At 45.7% G+C, this 13,541-nt stretch carries 11 protein-coding genes; 5 read left to right on the top strand and 6 right to left on the bottom strand.

The window, feature by feature from the left end:
- Positions 1 to 7: 7 nt before the first annotated feature.
- Complete coding sequence (alr, locus tag ACZ5R2_RS20665) at positions 8 to 1,138, bottom strand: alanine racemase (protein WP_464902742.1); 1,131 nt, start codon at positions 1,136 to 1,138, stop codon at positions 8 to 10.
- Positions 1,139 to 1,804: 666 nt separating this feature from the next.
- Here alr and dgcN point away from each other — a divergent pair.
- Genes dgcN through ACZ5R2_RS20650 form a run of 3 tightly spaced genes read left to right on the top strand, consistent with a single transcriptional unit; the run spans position 1,805 to position 4,643 of the window.
- On the top strand, positions 1,805 to 2,809 hold the full coding sequence (gene dgcN / locus ACZ5R2_RS20660) for an N-acetyltransferase DgcN (RefSeq protein ID WP_464902743.1): 1,005 nt from the start codon (positions 1,805 to 1,807) through the stop codon (positions 2,807 to 2,809).
- Positions 2,809 to 3,783, top strand: coding sequence for an N-acetyl-D-Glu racemase DgcA (gene dgcA / locus ACZ5R2_RS20655; protein ID WP_464902744.1), 975 nt, complete (start codon positions 2,809 to 2,811; stop codon positions 3,781 to 3,783). The genes dgcN and dgcA overlap by 1 nt, the downstream gene beginning before the upstream one ends.
- Positions 3,784 to 3,785: 2 nt before the next feature.
- Positions 3,786 to 4,643, top strand: coding sequence for a D-amino-acid transaminase (locus ACZ5R2_RS20650; RefSeq protein ID WP_464902745.1), 858 nt, complete (start codon positions 3,786 to 3,788; stop codon positions 4,641 to 4,643).
- A gap of 413 nt (positions 4,644 to 5,056) precedes the next feature.
- On the opposite strand, the gene ACZ5R2_RS20645 is transcribed toward ACZ5R2_RS20650, so the two are convergent.
- From ACZ5R2_RS20645 to ACZ5R2_RS20635, 3 genes are all read right to left on the bottom strand, one after another.
- The gene (locus ACZ5R2_RS20645; RefSeq protein WP_464902746.1) at positions 5,057 to 6,016 is read right to left on the bottom strand and encodes a transposase; all 960 of its coding nucleotides are present in this window, start codon (positions 6,014 to 6,016) and stop codon (positions 5,057 to 5,059) included.
- 278 nt (positions 6,017 to 6,294) lie between these two features.
- Entirely contained in the window at positions 6,295 to 7,668 is a 1,374-nt protein-coding gene (locus ACZ5R2_RS20640; protein WP_464902747.1) for an alanine/glycine:cation symporter family protein, read from the bottom strand.
- Positions 7,669 to 8,446: 778 nt separating this feature from the next.
- On the bottom strand, positions 8,447 to 9,751 hold the full coding sequence (locus tag ACZ5R2_RS20635) for an anaerobic sulfatase maturase (RefSeq protein WP_464902748.1): 1,305 nt from the start codon (positions 9,749 to 9,751) through the stop codon (positions 8,447 to 8,449).
- A gap of 550 nt (positions 9,752 to 10,301) precedes the next feature.
- On the opposite strand from ACZ5R2_RS20635, the gene ACZ5R2_RS20630 reads away from it, so the two are divergent.
- Complete coding sequence (locus tag ACZ5R2_RS20630) at positions 10,302 to 11,102, top strand: MerR family transcriptional regulator (RefSeq protein WP_464902749.1); 801 nt, start codon at positions 10,302 to 10,304, stop codon at positions 11,100 to 11,102.
- 206 nt (positions 11,103 to 11,308) lie between these two features.
- On the opposite strand, the gene ACZ5R2_RS20625 is transcribed toward ACZ5R2_RS20630, so the two are convergent.
- Both ACZ5R2_RS20625 and elyC read right to left on the bottom strand, forming a co-directional pair.
- Complete coding sequence (locus tag ACZ5R2_RS20625) at positions 11,309 to 11,626, bottom strand: YbjQ family protein (RefSeq protein WP_464902750.1); 318 nt, start codon at positions 11,624 to 11,626, stop codon at positions 11,309 to 11,311.
- Between the two features lie 191 nt (positions 11,627 to 11,817).
- The gene (gene elyC / locus ACZ5R2_RS20620; RefSeq protein WP_464902751.1) at positions 11,818 to 12,636 is read right to left on the bottom strand and encodes an envelope biogenesis factor ElyC; all 819 of its coding nucleotides are present in this window, start codon (positions 12,634 to 12,636) and stop codon (positions 11,818 to 11,820) included.
- 106 nt (positions 12,637 to 12,742) lie between these two features.
- Between elyC and cmoM the strand changes: the two genes are divergently transcribed.
- On the top strand, positions 12,743 to 13,540 hold the full coding sequence (cmoM, locus tag ACZ5R2_RS20615) for a tRNA uridine 5-oxyacetic acid(34) methyltransferase CmoM (RefSeq protein WP_464902752.1): 798 nt from the start codon (positions 12,743 to 12,745) through the stop codon (positions 13,538 to 13,540).
- The last annotated feature ends 1 nt before the right edge of the window (position 13,541 follow it).

Raw genomic sequence — 13,541 nt, 5'->3', positions numbered from 1 at the left:
TCACAGGCTAAATAGCTACCGCTTGTTTTTCAGTACGATGTGTTGAATTACAGTCTTGCTCGCAACGTTGTTGCCAACTTAGATTGACGCGAGAGGTGAGTTGTATCGTTAGTTCATAAGGTATGGTTCCCGCGGCCTGAGCGACCTGCTCAATCGGCATGTGTTCTCCCCAAAGCTCGACCTGATCCCCGCTGCAATCTCGAGCATCTTGCCCAAGGTCGACCACCAACATATCCATAGATACCCGGCCAACGATAGGGACTTGACGACCATTGATAAACACCATGGCGCTGTTGGATGCCGATCTGGGATAGCCATCACCATAGCCCGCTGCAATGACGCCTAGCGTGGTGTCTTGTTTCGGTCGCCATGTCTGCCCATAACCTACCGGCTGCCCGGCTTGATGTTGGCGAATCGAAATTAGACGACTGGTAAAGCTCATGGCAGGGATCAGACCGAAATCATGTCCGGTATAGCCATCGATGGGAGAGATCCCGTAAAGGGCGATCCCTGCCCTTGCAACGCCAAATGACGAGTCGGGCCACATCAGTAAACCCGCAGAGTTGGCGATACTTTTAGGGCCTTGGGTATCCTTGATTGCCTGTGAAAAGGCACTGATTTGCTCGGTCGTGGCAGTATTTGAACGCTCATCGGCGCAGCTAAAGTGGCTAATAATGCCAATTGCACTGTCAACATGAGCGAGAGCTGTTAGGCGTTTTTGATAATTTGGTACCAGCGCAGGTTCAATGCCGATGCGGTGCATGCCCGTATCGACCTTTAGCCACACTGCTAGGCTGCTGTCTACCTTTAGTGTTTCAAGATCGGCCAGTTGGTATTCGCTGTGAATCACCACATCAAGGTTATGTTCGGCGGCCTTATAGAGGTCATCTTGGCAAAAGCAACCCTCTAATAATAGTATAGGTTGCTCAACCTTGGCCTTTCTCAACTCAATGGCCTCTTCTATACGGGCCACGGCGAAGGCATCGGCATTGTGCAGTGCTTTGGCGACAGCAATCGCTCCATGGCCATAAGCGTTGCCTTTAACGACCGCTATCAATTGTTGGTCGCTGAGTTTTTTCAGTTGTTGATAATTATGCCGAATAGCATCGAGACTAATGGTGGCTTGAGCCGTGATCATTCTTCACTCCTTGAGTCATGATTCGTTTTTCTAAGCGCTGATGTGAAATCACCCAGACATATTAAATGTACTTACCTGTAAATCAATGAAGCAATTACTACGCCATATAAACGTTAGAGTGGACGACTGTGATTTTTTCTAAGTAATGAATCGGTACTAATCGGCGAGTTATGCTCTGGTTTATCTGGTCATAAGGTGGTTTTGATGAGGATGAATAGGCCACAAATGATGGTTGGAAAGAGAGTTTTACCTTGCAATATAAAGGCTCTTGTAGTGGGTCATATGCACCATTATATAGCGTATACTCACCATAATGATTCATTTATGTGGGTATAAGGTAGTGTATATATCGGTATTGGGTCTACATAACAGTCATTAGTGTGGTGAATGATTCTTTGTTGTGGCTATCGTTTATGTGTGGCATTAACAGTAAAACTCAGTATTTAAAACTGCACGGGCAAAAAAGTTGGTTGATAAATTCATTAATGGTCGCGGATAAGGTTAATAATCTAGTTGAGACTAATGTGACTAGATGATAAGGCAGTGTTAATTACTGCTTAAAAGATAAAAATACCACGTAAATATCTGGTAACTGAAAAGTTGACACGATTTTTGCTTTGAAGGTTATTAACAGTCAAAAGTTAGGATCAAATTTAGGAGTTTTAGATGGAACTGAACAAACCTTATTTACTTTTTCTCGGGGATGCAGCCGATCAATTGGCCGCTAAAGTCGCACAAGGAATTAAGACTTGGCGACCAGATTACTGCGTAGGTCAACTTCGCCTTGAGGGGTGTAACGCGGATGTAGGGCTGAATGACGTTTCGATTGAGCAAGCGATTGAACTCGGTGCACAAACGCTAGTGATTGGGGTAGCTAATCGAGGTGGGATCATTTCTGAGCAATGGATTGGGGTATTGAAGCAAGCATTGGCTGCAGGTATGGATATCGCGTCTGGTTTGCATAATAAATTGACGGATATACCAGAGTTGGTCGATTGTGCCCAGAGTTATGGTCGCAGCCTGTTTGATGTTCGTTACCCAACCCAAGCCTATCCGGTTGCGAGTGGGGTAAAGCGCAGCGGTAAGCGCCTGCTCACTGTCGGCACGGATTGCTCAGTAGGCAAAATGTATACCTCACTCGCGATAGAAAAGGACATGCAGGAAAAAGGCTTTGATGCTGATTTTCGAGCCACAGGGCAAACAGGGATTCTTATCACCGGTGGTGGCGTGAGTGTTGACTGTGTGGTTGCAGATTTTATCGCTGGTGCCATTGAGACGATTGCACCTGCTAATGACGAGCAACACTGGGACGTCATTGAGGGGCAGGGCTCGCTGTTTCATGCTTCGTTTGCTGGTGTCACCATGGGGCTTATCCATGGCTCTCAGGCAGACGCGTTAGTTTTATGTCATGAGCCAACACGTGAGCATATGCGAGGGTTACCAGATTATGCTTTGCCAGATATCAAAACCTGTATTGAGACTAACCTTGCAGCGGCACGACTGACTAACCCAGCGGTGCAGTGCGTTGGCATCTCAGTGAACACAGTGAATATGCAAGAGCAAGAGGCGTTGGCGTACATGGACCTACTTGAGACCGAAATCGGCCTCCCAGTTGTTGATCCGTTCCGTCAAGGCGTTGGGCGGATTGTAGACAAGCTCAAGGAGCTGTAATGAAATTAGAACTTTCCCAACAGGCTTGGCCGATACGGGGTCGGTTCACGATCTCACGCGGGAGTAAAACTCAGGCCGATACCTTAATTGTGACCTTGTCTGATCAAGGACATTCTGGGCGTGGAGAGTGTGTCCCGTATGCACGCTATAACGAATCGATTGCCAGTGTACGCGCGCAAATTGAGGCAATTGCTCCGCAAATTGAAGCTGGACTGTCCCGTTATGACTTACAGGCGCTTTGTCCATCTGGCGCTGCCCGCAATGCGATTGATTGCGCGATGTGGGACCTAGAGTGTAAATTAGCCGGACAAAGTATTTGGCAACAACTTGAACTTGAGCCACAGGAGCTGCAAACTGCCTACACCATTTCATTGGCTGATTCGAGTGTGATGGAGCAGGCTGCGAAAGACAATGCTCACCATACTTTGCTAAAGGTAAAGCTTGGGGGCGGTGATGATCTTGAATGTGTCCGAGCCGTGCGTCGAGGTGCACCTCAATCTAAGATCATCCTAGATGCTAATGAGGCATGGACGCCGGAAATATACAACCAGCTAGTTCCAGAGTTGGTGAAACTGAAAATCGCAATGATTGAGCAGCCTTTTCCTGCCGATAATGACGCCGTCTTGGCCGAGTTGGAAAGACCGATCCCTATCTGTGCTGATGAGTCGTGTCATGATCGAGAGAGGCTTGAGCAGTTGGTGGGTCGCTACGATATGATTAATATCAAAATTGATAAAACCGGTGGGTTGACCGAAGCTCTATTTTTGAAGCAGGAAGCACAGCGGCTCGGTTTGAGGGTGATGGTAGGTTGTATGTTGTCATCGTCTTTAAGCATGGCACCAGCATTTGTATTGGGTCAGGGTGTTGATGTCGTTGACCTTGATGGTCCTTTACTCTTAGAAAAAGATATAGAAAATGGCTTTGATTTTAGAGGCAACCAGATGCTGCCTTTTAACAGTCAGTTGTGGGGATAATTATGAATAGAACAGTATATGTGAATGGTGAATATGTCGCCGAGCAAGAGGCGAGTATCTCTATCTTCGACCGTGGCTTTTTGTTTGCCGATGCGGTCTATGAGGTTACGGCAGTGCTTGAAGGTAAACTGGTCGATAACGCGGGCCACCTGGCACGCTTGGAGCGTTCTTGTAGTGAGCTGGGTGTTAAAATGCCAGTTACTGGAGCGCAGCTTACTGAAATCCAACGCAGCCTAATAAAGAAGAATAATCTGACAGAAGGCGGAGTCTATTTACAGCTCACACGAGGCAATGAAGGCGACCGAGATTTCTCTTACTCAGATGATATCGAACCGACACTGGTGATGTTTACTCAACAACGTGCCCTTATCGAGAGCAAGCCTGCCAAGGAGGGGATAAAAATTCTCTCTATGGATGATATGCGCTGGCGTCGCAGGGATATAAAAACCACTAGCTTGTTACCGGCTTGTCTGGCCAAGCATATTGCTCATCAAGCAGGGTGCGATGATGTGTGGTTGATTGAAAATGGTTATATCACTGAGGGTGGCTCAAGTAACGCTTATATCGTGACTCAGGATGACAAAATAGTAACCCGTCCGCTCAGTAAAGACATTCTGCATGGTATCACGAGAGCCTCTTTGCTTAAGCTAGCTGAAGATTGTCAACTAGAGGTAGAAGAGCGCCCATTTACAATAGCTGAAGCCTACCAAGCAAAAGAAGCTTTCGTCAGCAGTGCCACGACGTTCATCTGGCCAGTGACGAGCATCGATGGCCACACCATCGGCACCGGCAAACCAGGCGCAATAGCCGCCAAACTACGCGACATCTACATCCGCACCGCACTAGAACTCGCAGAGTAGCAATCCGCAAAAGAGGTGGTGTAGACGTCATTACACCACCCATTTACAGGACACACACCTTATTGGTCCTCACTCATCACCCGTTTACCACCCATTCACAGGACACACACCTTATTGATCCTCACTCATAGTTAATGGGACACACAATAAAATGCAATAAAATTTACCGATTAAGCAACAAGCGGATATATACTTGGTTTAAAAGGATACACAGTAAATATTCCGCTCAAACAGCAGGATAGGTCATGATGCTTGGAGAGTTACAAAGCTGATACTATGATTTAATCAAAGAGTTTTTGTGTGGGTTTGCATTTAGGAAATTCAGTCATGCAATTGAGCTATTACGGAGGTGAGTTCACCCTATCAACTAGATTCACAAAAATAGATTTGTATATGGATGAATATTTAGGTGGTTACTCCAACAAGTAAAGCTGAATTTTTTGCTTATGCAGAGATAGTTTTGCCTTCAAAGCTTTGGCTCTAGTACCCACCGCTGTTGCACGTGGTTTCTCTAGTTTTCTACAGACCTTGAGCCAACATTCACAACCGATATCAAGTCTGCACAGAATAGGAGGTAGGCTACCATCTAAGTGGGCTTTCCCCTGTCTCAGTTGACGAGAAGTCCAATCAACGAGTTCAATATATTCAATGAGATGGAAAGGAATACCTTCTAATTGATTGTTTCTTCGGTCACCAATGAGCGGATACAAGTAGGAGGGAGCGAGGCAACTTTGTTTGAGGGCACTAATTCGTGTCTTAATCGATGTATATTCCGACGTTTCAGGTTTGCTAGCGATACCGGATCTAACCGGATTTAAATCCACATAGGCCATTGCTGCTGCGAGTGCTTTTTCATCAAGAAGTGCCTGGCTTTTAAATCGACTTTCCCAAAAGTGCCCCGTGCAACTGTCTTCTCTATTGGCTTTACAAGCGATGTGATAGTTAAGCTCTTTCATGAACCAGCTGAGGCTCCAAAGTCTTTTTCTCCAACTTTCAATGAGCTCGATACACGAATCTTTTTCTGCAAGACCAGTAAGCTTGCCATTTTGCCAACGTTGCACAAGTAGGGGTAATTTGTGAATGCGACCCCATCGTTCCACGATTTCGTCAAAGCTAAAATCCAATGCTCTTCGTTTATTGATGTGTACTACTAGATGATAGTGATTACTCATGATGGCATAGGCACAGATCTCAATGCAGTAGACATGAGCTAGTGCATGAATTTTTGCTTCGATCCAACCTCTTCGATGTTCATAGTTCACATTAGTTAGCGGGTCTTGACCACACAAAAAGCTGCGTCTGACACAGCGAGAAACGCAATGATAGTAAGAGGTGACATCGGTTGAAATGAGCTGTTGTCTTGCAATCGTCATTGAGCAGTACTTGGAATTTAGGCCAAGAGAGTTTAGAGCTGACAGGCTCATCGAGTAATGGCATATGTTTAATATTGCGTCACATTATGCTTTTTCCTGGCTTTATTTTTTCCGGTGTACATAGAAAGTGAGACGAGAGACAAATATTAGGTTGTCCCTTTATGGGTAATTAAAAATAACGTGTGTGTCCCTTTGTGGGAGAGAAAAGGTGTGATGAGGTGTGTGTCCCTTTGTGGGGGGGGAGAAGCTCCGGCACTTAGTGACGGAGCTGGAGGGATTTATGATTTAACTTCTGCTGATGGCTTTGCTTGATTGCCTTTTGAGAAGTAGGATTTCGTGAGGGCGAAAACTACTGGGCTTAATACTGCTAGGGCGATCAAGTTTGGAATTGCCATCATGGCGTTTAGCGTATCGCTGAGTAACCAAACAAAGTCAAGTTCCATGGTTGCACCGACAGGTAGCGCCAGTACAAAAATAATGCGGAAAGGTAGAATTGCCTTATCACCAAACAAGTATTTGGCGCAGCGCTCACCGTAGACAGACCAACCTACGATGGTAGTGAATGCGAATACCGCGAGGCTAATTGCAACAATGTAGTTACCTAAACCAGGCACGACTTGACCAAAGGCCGCTGATGTTAGTGCAGCGCCAGAGTCACCAGAAGTCCATGCACCAGATACGATAATTACCATACCAGTAATCGTACAAATCACCAAAGTGTCGATAAAGGTACCAAGCATCGCGATCAAGCCCTGACGAACTGGATCATTGGTTTGTGCACTTGCGTGAGCAATCGGTGCAGAGCCAAGACCGGCTTCATTCGAGAAAACACCACGTGCAACACCGAAGCGGATTGCCATCCAAACCGTAGCACCAGCAAAGCCGCCTTGGGCTGAAGTTGGTGTAAACGCTTCTTTGAAGACAAGCGCGAATGCACTAGGAAGTTCACTTGCGCTCATTGCCAAGATAACCACACCACAGAGTACATAGGCAACTGCCATCACTGGTACTAGCGCGCCAGCAAATGCACCGATGCGTTTCAAGCCACCAATGATCACAGCACCTGCAAGAACCATCACGATAATACCAACGACAAGAGGAGAGTAGTCAAAGTTAGACTCTAGCACCTGTGCGATTGAGTTAGACTGAACACCATTACCGATGCCAAAACAGGCGAACGTACCAAAAATCGCAAATAGAGTACCAAGCCAGGCCCATTTTTGCCCCATACCATTTTTGATGTAGTACATTGGACCACCAAGGTAGCGACCTTGCGCATCCTTCTCACGGTATTTTACTGCAAGTACGGCTTCAGCATATTTCGTAGCCAATCCAAACAGTGCGGTAATCCACATCCAAAACAGTGCACCAGGGCCACCAATAAAGACGGCAGTGGCAACCCCGGCGATATTACCGGTACCTACTGTCGCAGACATCGCAGTCATCAGCGCTTGAAATGGAGGGATTTCTCCATTGTCAGAAGACTTATCACGTCGACTCAAAAGCAGTTTAAACGCGTTCAAAATATTGAACATCGGCATAAACTTAAGGCCGACGCTGAGAAAAATCCCGACACCCAAGATCAACACCAGCATGGGTACGCCCCAAACGATGCCGTTTATTGTTCCGACCAGTTGACTTAAAAATTCCATTTATCTTTCCTACAACTTGATTAATAAAAATTTCTTCCCTGTTCCATGATGCATTTCGTATTCCAAAACCATCGCTAAATAGAGGTTATTCGATCTAAATGGCTAAATAAACGTCAATTTAGCGCTTATTGTGACATGAGTCATATTTTTATGGATAATAATCAATGGGTTGCTAACTATGAGTGAGCTGAGACAAGAAAAGTGCACTAATTTAGTGCTTTCAATGCTTGGTGTTGGTGCATGCTAATTTGTAATAATAATCAATAGCATAGCAAGAGCCTTTGGGAGTTTGCTGAAAAATTAATATCCAAATATTTGCAATAAGTTAGAAGCTAATGTCGGCCAGCTCTTTTTTCTATCTCTGTTTTGCTGCCAATATTCGAATTTAAAGGGTAATCTGTTAAGTGGAGCGCCCTGTTGAAACAAAATGACAATATGCATTGTACTATGTGAGAAATTACCAAACAGGTTTCTAGAAAGGCGGGTGATGACGAATTTTATAAGGTTAGCCCAAACAGTACCTTAATCTGCGAGTGAGGAACTGGCGCAATCTACCCTTGCCTACCATCACACCGTGCACCAAGTATGTCAGTGCTATCTTGGATTGATATAGCTATTATTTGTCACAAATACGAGCTTGGGTTTTCGTATTGGTAATTGATTGAAAAGCCGTGAATCATCACGGCTTTTACAAGTTTGATAAAATCGATAGCGAAATAGCGAATCAAGTATAGAGTGGTACTGAAATAGGAGAGTTACCACCCAACTTTGTGCTCGCTTATGCTTGGCAGCAACGCTTGAGTTTTTTGCCACTACCACATGGACAAGGTGCATTTCGGCCCCCTGTAAATTGCTTGCTTATCATCTTTTGCTGTAGATTAAGATAGATAATGTCTGAAGCTGGGCGGCCGCTAAAGATCAAATCACGCATTTGCTTCATCTTTGTCTCGGTGTGCTTAAAGAAGCTTTGGTAGCCGGAACAAAAGTAGTTGTGACCAGGTTGGCCCGAAGACGAGGTATTAAATCGATGCTTCGGACAGCCGCCGTTGCATTGTTTTAGATAACGACAGCCTTTACATTGCTGCGTTAGCTTGTCTTTTTTATCAGCTCCAAATTTGAGAGCTTTTTCCATCTTGTTCATTTCACGAATAGAAACGTCGTGGATGTTGCCAAGGCGGTGCTCAGGGTAAACGTAGTGGTCGCAGTTATACATGTCACCATTAGACTCAAGAACGAAGGCATGACCGCAGGTTTCGGCCTGAACACAGATGCCTGGTGACTCATTACAATAGGTCGCTAGGGTGGCATCAAAGGTATTGACGTAGATACGACCTACGTCTTTTGCTATCCAGCGATCAAAGATACGGTTTAGAAAGTCACCATAGGCAGTGGGGGGGAGCGACCAGTCAGTAACGCTTGCTTCCATTTGATAATCTGGGCTAATTAAGTACAGGCCTTCCTCAGTTTTGTCAGATGCTTCACGCTCCACAATGGGAATAAACTGAAGGAAGCTAGATCCAATACTGACTAAAAAGTCATACACTTCCTGAGGGTGGTTCGCATTGGTAGCATTCACTACCGTCAGGGTATTGAAATCTACGTTGTATTTTTTCAGCTTTTCAATCGCGGCCATGACCTTGGCGTGGCTTGGTTTACCCGAGCGGGATACACGATTGTTATCGTGTAAGTGGGCAGGGCCATCGATAGAGATACCGACCAAGAAATTGTATTGATTTAGGAATTGACACCATTCATCATCAAGCAAAATACCATTGGTTTGGAATGCGTTTCGGATACGCTTATTTTGGCCATGCTTTAGTTGTAGCTCTATTGCTTTACGGAAGAAATCGAGCCCCATCAAGGTCGGTTCACCGCCTTGCCATGAGAATTCTATATCTTGACTATCATGTGATTCAATATAGGACTTTACATAGTGCTCCAATGTCTCATCAGACATCTTCCAACGACTTCGACGTTCAGGGTATAGATGCTCTTTTTCTAGGTAAAAACAGTAACTACAATCGAGGTTGCAAACCGAGCTGCTGGGTTTCGCCATTACATGACTGTGTTTATAAGAAGACATTGTTTACCTTTGTAAAATTCTTTTGACTATATTGATGTCATTGCCTCTAACAGAGCTGGTAAGCGCTAAATTTACTAAGCACATAACGGCCAAATAAAGAGAAGTTAACCAAAAATACAACTCTGAAGCCAAAAATTGATTAATGATGAAGTTGTTAATGTAAACGTTTTACATAACTGAAGACTACTTTAACCGTCTCTATTGCTCAATGGTTGCATATCAGGGAAGCGTTAGAATGTGAGCTGAATCGGAGCCGTACGTCAAAGTTGGGGTAATAACCTTACGCTGTGCAAATTTCAACCAGCAAAGCTGTTCTGTAAAGAGGCATTCTAGTGACTAGAGTTAGTTTATGATGTACAGGTTCAAAGGGTTGCACAAGACGATTAACTTGTTGATGTTATGGTTTCATTAGTTAGGGCAAGTAGAATGTCATTTTAACCACCTCACCAATGTAACCACGATAGATTCACATGAATATATAGCGACACTTGACTCTCCCCTTACCGGAGAGAGCAAACTGCAAGATGTACTCAAAACGAAGGCAAAACTTATGTATACCATTGGCGAATTTTCGCAAATTACCTCTATCACAGTGAAAGCACTGCATCATTACGATGAAAAAGGACTGTTAGTGCCTGTTTATCGCGATCAGGACAGTGGCTATCGCTATTACGGTGAGCAAGAGGTAGAGCGTGCACGTGTGCTCAGTGTGATGAAATCGATGCGCTTTAGCCTCACTGAGATAGCGATGTTACTGCAAGAATTCGACGATGAGTCACAGATCACCGCATGGTTAGAGCGTAAAAAAGCCAGTGTTGATGCTGACATTGCAAAGTTAAACTCCGTTTCTGAGGCACTTGAAACCATCCTAATCAAAGAGCAAGAGGTCGCTAACATGTCGCACAGTCCAGATCTAATCACCATTAAGAACTTATCACCCATTCAAGTACTCAGTATCCGCTGGCAAGGCAAGTATGCCGAAACAGGCAAAGCCATGGGCAAACTGTATCGTGCAGTAGGGAGGCACGCCGCTGGCGCCGCTTTCAACTTGTATTTTGATGGTGAATACAGAGAAATCAGTACTATCGAAAGCTGTCTACCCGTCAAAAAAACCATTAACTCCAAACTAGACCAGCAATCGCTGCCCGGCGGACGTTTCGTTACCTACGTCTATCAAGGTCCTTATGAGCGAATCGGCGAGGCGTACAAAAAGTTGTTTGATTATATCAAGCAGCATGACGAACAAACCATACTACCTACCCGAGAGGTTTACCTAAAAGGGCCGGGGTTGATATTTAAGGGCAATCCGGACAAGTATTTGACGGAGATACAAATCCCCTTGAAAGGCTAAAAAAGTTGCGAGGGGCGGGGACGCTTCGCTCAAGTAGCGAGGATGTCTGAGCCCGCTACACCTGCAGGGACAGGCGAATAACGTCATCCAGTTGCAGTGATTGACTGTGAGGTTTCCCAACAAGGTATGAAAAGTTCGATACTTACAACACCTCAGTGACTCCTCGCACCTCGAAGGGCAAAGCCCGTCCCCGAACCTCGCCCCCTTTATTTCGAGAGTTTGACCGCAGTCCCATAAGCCATCACCTCTGATGCACCATCAGTGATCGAGCTGGTGGTGAATCTTACGCCGACGATGGCGTCGGCACCGAGTTGGTGGGCATCGGTGACCATGCGCTCGATGGCGATGTTGCGTGCTTCAGTGAGCATCTCGGTGTAACCCTTAAGCTCACCGCCAACGATGCCCTTTAAGTTAGCCATAAAATCTCGGCCCACATGCTTTGATTGCACGACATTGCCGGTGACGATACCGAGTACTTCTTGACTATCGCTACCTGGAATATGGTCAGTGGTACTGAACTTCATGCTTTTCTCCATAATTATGATTTATCAAAAGCTTGTTTGATAGTTGCATGGAGGGAGCGGTGAGCGCAAGTGTATAGACGAGAAATGAGAGAGTATGATTTGCTTGTTATAACAACAAGAAGAGAGGCTTGGTAAATAAATTAAATCGCACTGACTAGGTTGCTCTTGGTCAGTGCGACTGACTATTTGTCTCAGGGCTCCAACTCCACTTCAGCGGGTAGTTGTATTGGCGTGTCGAGTGTTTGGTCGCTCCCGACCCAGTCGCGCAGCGCTTTCCACCATCGGCCCATGGTCTCGTGCCAGTAGCGCTCGGTTTGTTCGAGATATTTGGCGCTAGGCGCATACTTGTTCCATGGTTGGTTGATATTGTCATGAGCAAGGTAATTAGTCGGAGCGGGGTATGGATTAAGACCGGCGGTTTCAAACTCAAGCATGGCGCGTGGCATATGACTGGCGGATGTCACCACCACTAAATTCTTTTTACCCACATAGGCGGCCGCTTGGTGTGCCTCTTCCCATGTGTCCTGTGCGGTTTCAAGCAAGATGATATCCGACTTACTCACCCCAAGGGAAAGGGCAACCGTTGCCATCATGCGAGCATTGCTCACTTGTGTGCCACCAGCATAACCAGATAGGATCAGCTTGGCCTCTGGATACATGCGTAAAATACGGATCCCTTCGCTAAGACGCATCAGGCCAGCACGGGTTAGCTCTGAGGTAGGCGGGATCTGATCGTCTACGACATGCCCGTTGCCAAGCACCATCACGTAGTTGACGTTTTGCCCCTCAGGCAGGTAGATCGAGTATTCTCGCTCTAACGGCATCAGTAAACTGGTGGCAAAAGGTTGGAAAGAGACTAAGAAAATACCGATTAGACTAAACAGCACCATGAAGCAGCCCGACTTACGTTTAGCAGTAAACATGACCAGCATTAGGCCGAGAAATGCCAAAATCAGCATCGCAGGAAGTGGCATTAGGAGCGCAGAGACCACTTTTTTCAGTTCAAACATACGAAATAGCCCGAAAAAACATCACTTAGAGACAAAAAAACACGAACCCTCTTTATTCCTCATATTCCTATGACAGAATAGCGGCACGGAGGATTATGATAGCCTAATGAAACAAACACAAGACCGCAATTTCGATGATATTGCCCACAAATTCGCAAAAAATATTTATGGCTCGGATAAAGGCGAGATTCGCCAGGTCATAGTTTGGGAGGATTTGCAGGCCCTGTTGTCGCATTTTAAACCACAACAGACGCCGCTTCACGTGCTAGATGCCGGCGGTGGGCTCGCGCAGATTTCGCAAAAGATTGCCAAGCTAGGCCATCATGTAATCCTGTGTGATCTGTCTTCTGAGATGCTCAAGCTGGCACAGAAGGATATTGACGCTAATGGCCTTGGCCAACAATATCGCTATGTCCATAGCCCAGTGCAAGAGGTAGGAAACCATCTTGATGAGCCAGTGGATATTGCGATGTTTCATGCTGTCATGGAGTGGCTAGCTGAGCCTGAAGAGGCACTAAAATTGCTTCTGAAACAAGTTAAGGATGGTGGGATGGCGTCGATCATGTTCTACAACCATCATGGTTTGGTGTACAAGAATGTGATTTGCGGCAACATCCCGCATGTTCTAAATGGCATGCCGTTTAGAAAACGTTTTAAGCTACAACCACAGAAGGGCTTAAAGCCAGAAGAGGTGTATCGCTGGATTGAAGAGGCAGGTTTTGAAATCTGCGGTAAATCGGGTATCCGATCATTCAGTGATTACATCGGCGATCGACAATATGTGGGTGAGTATGATTATGAGGATGTACTGGCGTTGGAAAAACAACTTTGCCGTCAAGAGCCGTACCTCTCATTGGGTCGATACATTCATGTATGGGCCAAGAAGACCCCAAAACAGGAATAAT

The organism is Vibrio sabulosilitoris (assembly GCF_055391395.1).
Note: the sequence above shows the minus strand (reverse complement) of the source record. Positions and strands in the feature narration are given on the sequence as shown.

Coding starts and splice junctions, on each gene's coding strand:
- ACZ5R2_RS20645 (WP_464902746.1), bottom strand. CDS start 6,016: ATGACGATTGCAAGACAACAGCTCATTTCAACCGATGTCACCTCTTAC.
- ACZ5R2_RS20640 (WP_464902747.1), bottom strand. CDS start 7,668: ATGGAATTTTTAAGTCAACTGGTCGGAACAATAAACGGCATCGTTTGG.
- ACZ5R2_RS20625 (WP_464902750.1), bottom strand. CDS start 11,626: ATGAAGTTCAGTACCACTGACCATATTCCAGGTAGCGATAGTCAAGAA.
- ACZ5R2_RS20650 (WP_464902745.1), top strand. CDS start 3,786: ATGAATAGAACAGTATATGTGAATGGTGAATATGTCGCCGAGCAAGAG.
- dgcA (WP_464902744.1), top strand. CDS start 2,809: ATGAAATTAGAACTTTCCCAACAGGCTTGGCCGATACGGGGTCGGTTC.
- cmoM (WP_464902752.1), top strand. CDS start 12,743: ATGAAACAAACACAAGACCGCAATTTCGATGATATTGCCCACAAATTC.
- alr (WP_464902742.1), bottom strand. CDS start 1,138: ATGATCACGGCTCAAGCCACCATTAGTCTCGATGCTATTCGGCATAAT.
- ACZ5R2_RS20635 (WP_464902748.1), bottom strand. CDS start 9,751: ATGTCTTCTTATAAACACAGTCATGTAATGGCGAAACCCAGCAGCTCG.
- ACZ5R2_RS20630 (WP_464902749.1), top strand. CDS start 10,302: ATGTATACCATTGGCGAATTTTCGCAAATTACCTCTATCACAGTGAAA.
- dgcN (WP_464902743.1), top strand. CDS start 1,805: ATGGAACTGAACAAACCTTATTTACTTTTTCTCGGGGATGCAGCCGAT.
- elyC (WP_464902751.1), bottom strand. CDS start 12,636: ATGTTTGAACTGAAAAAAGTGGTCTCTGCGCTCCTAATGCCACTTCCT.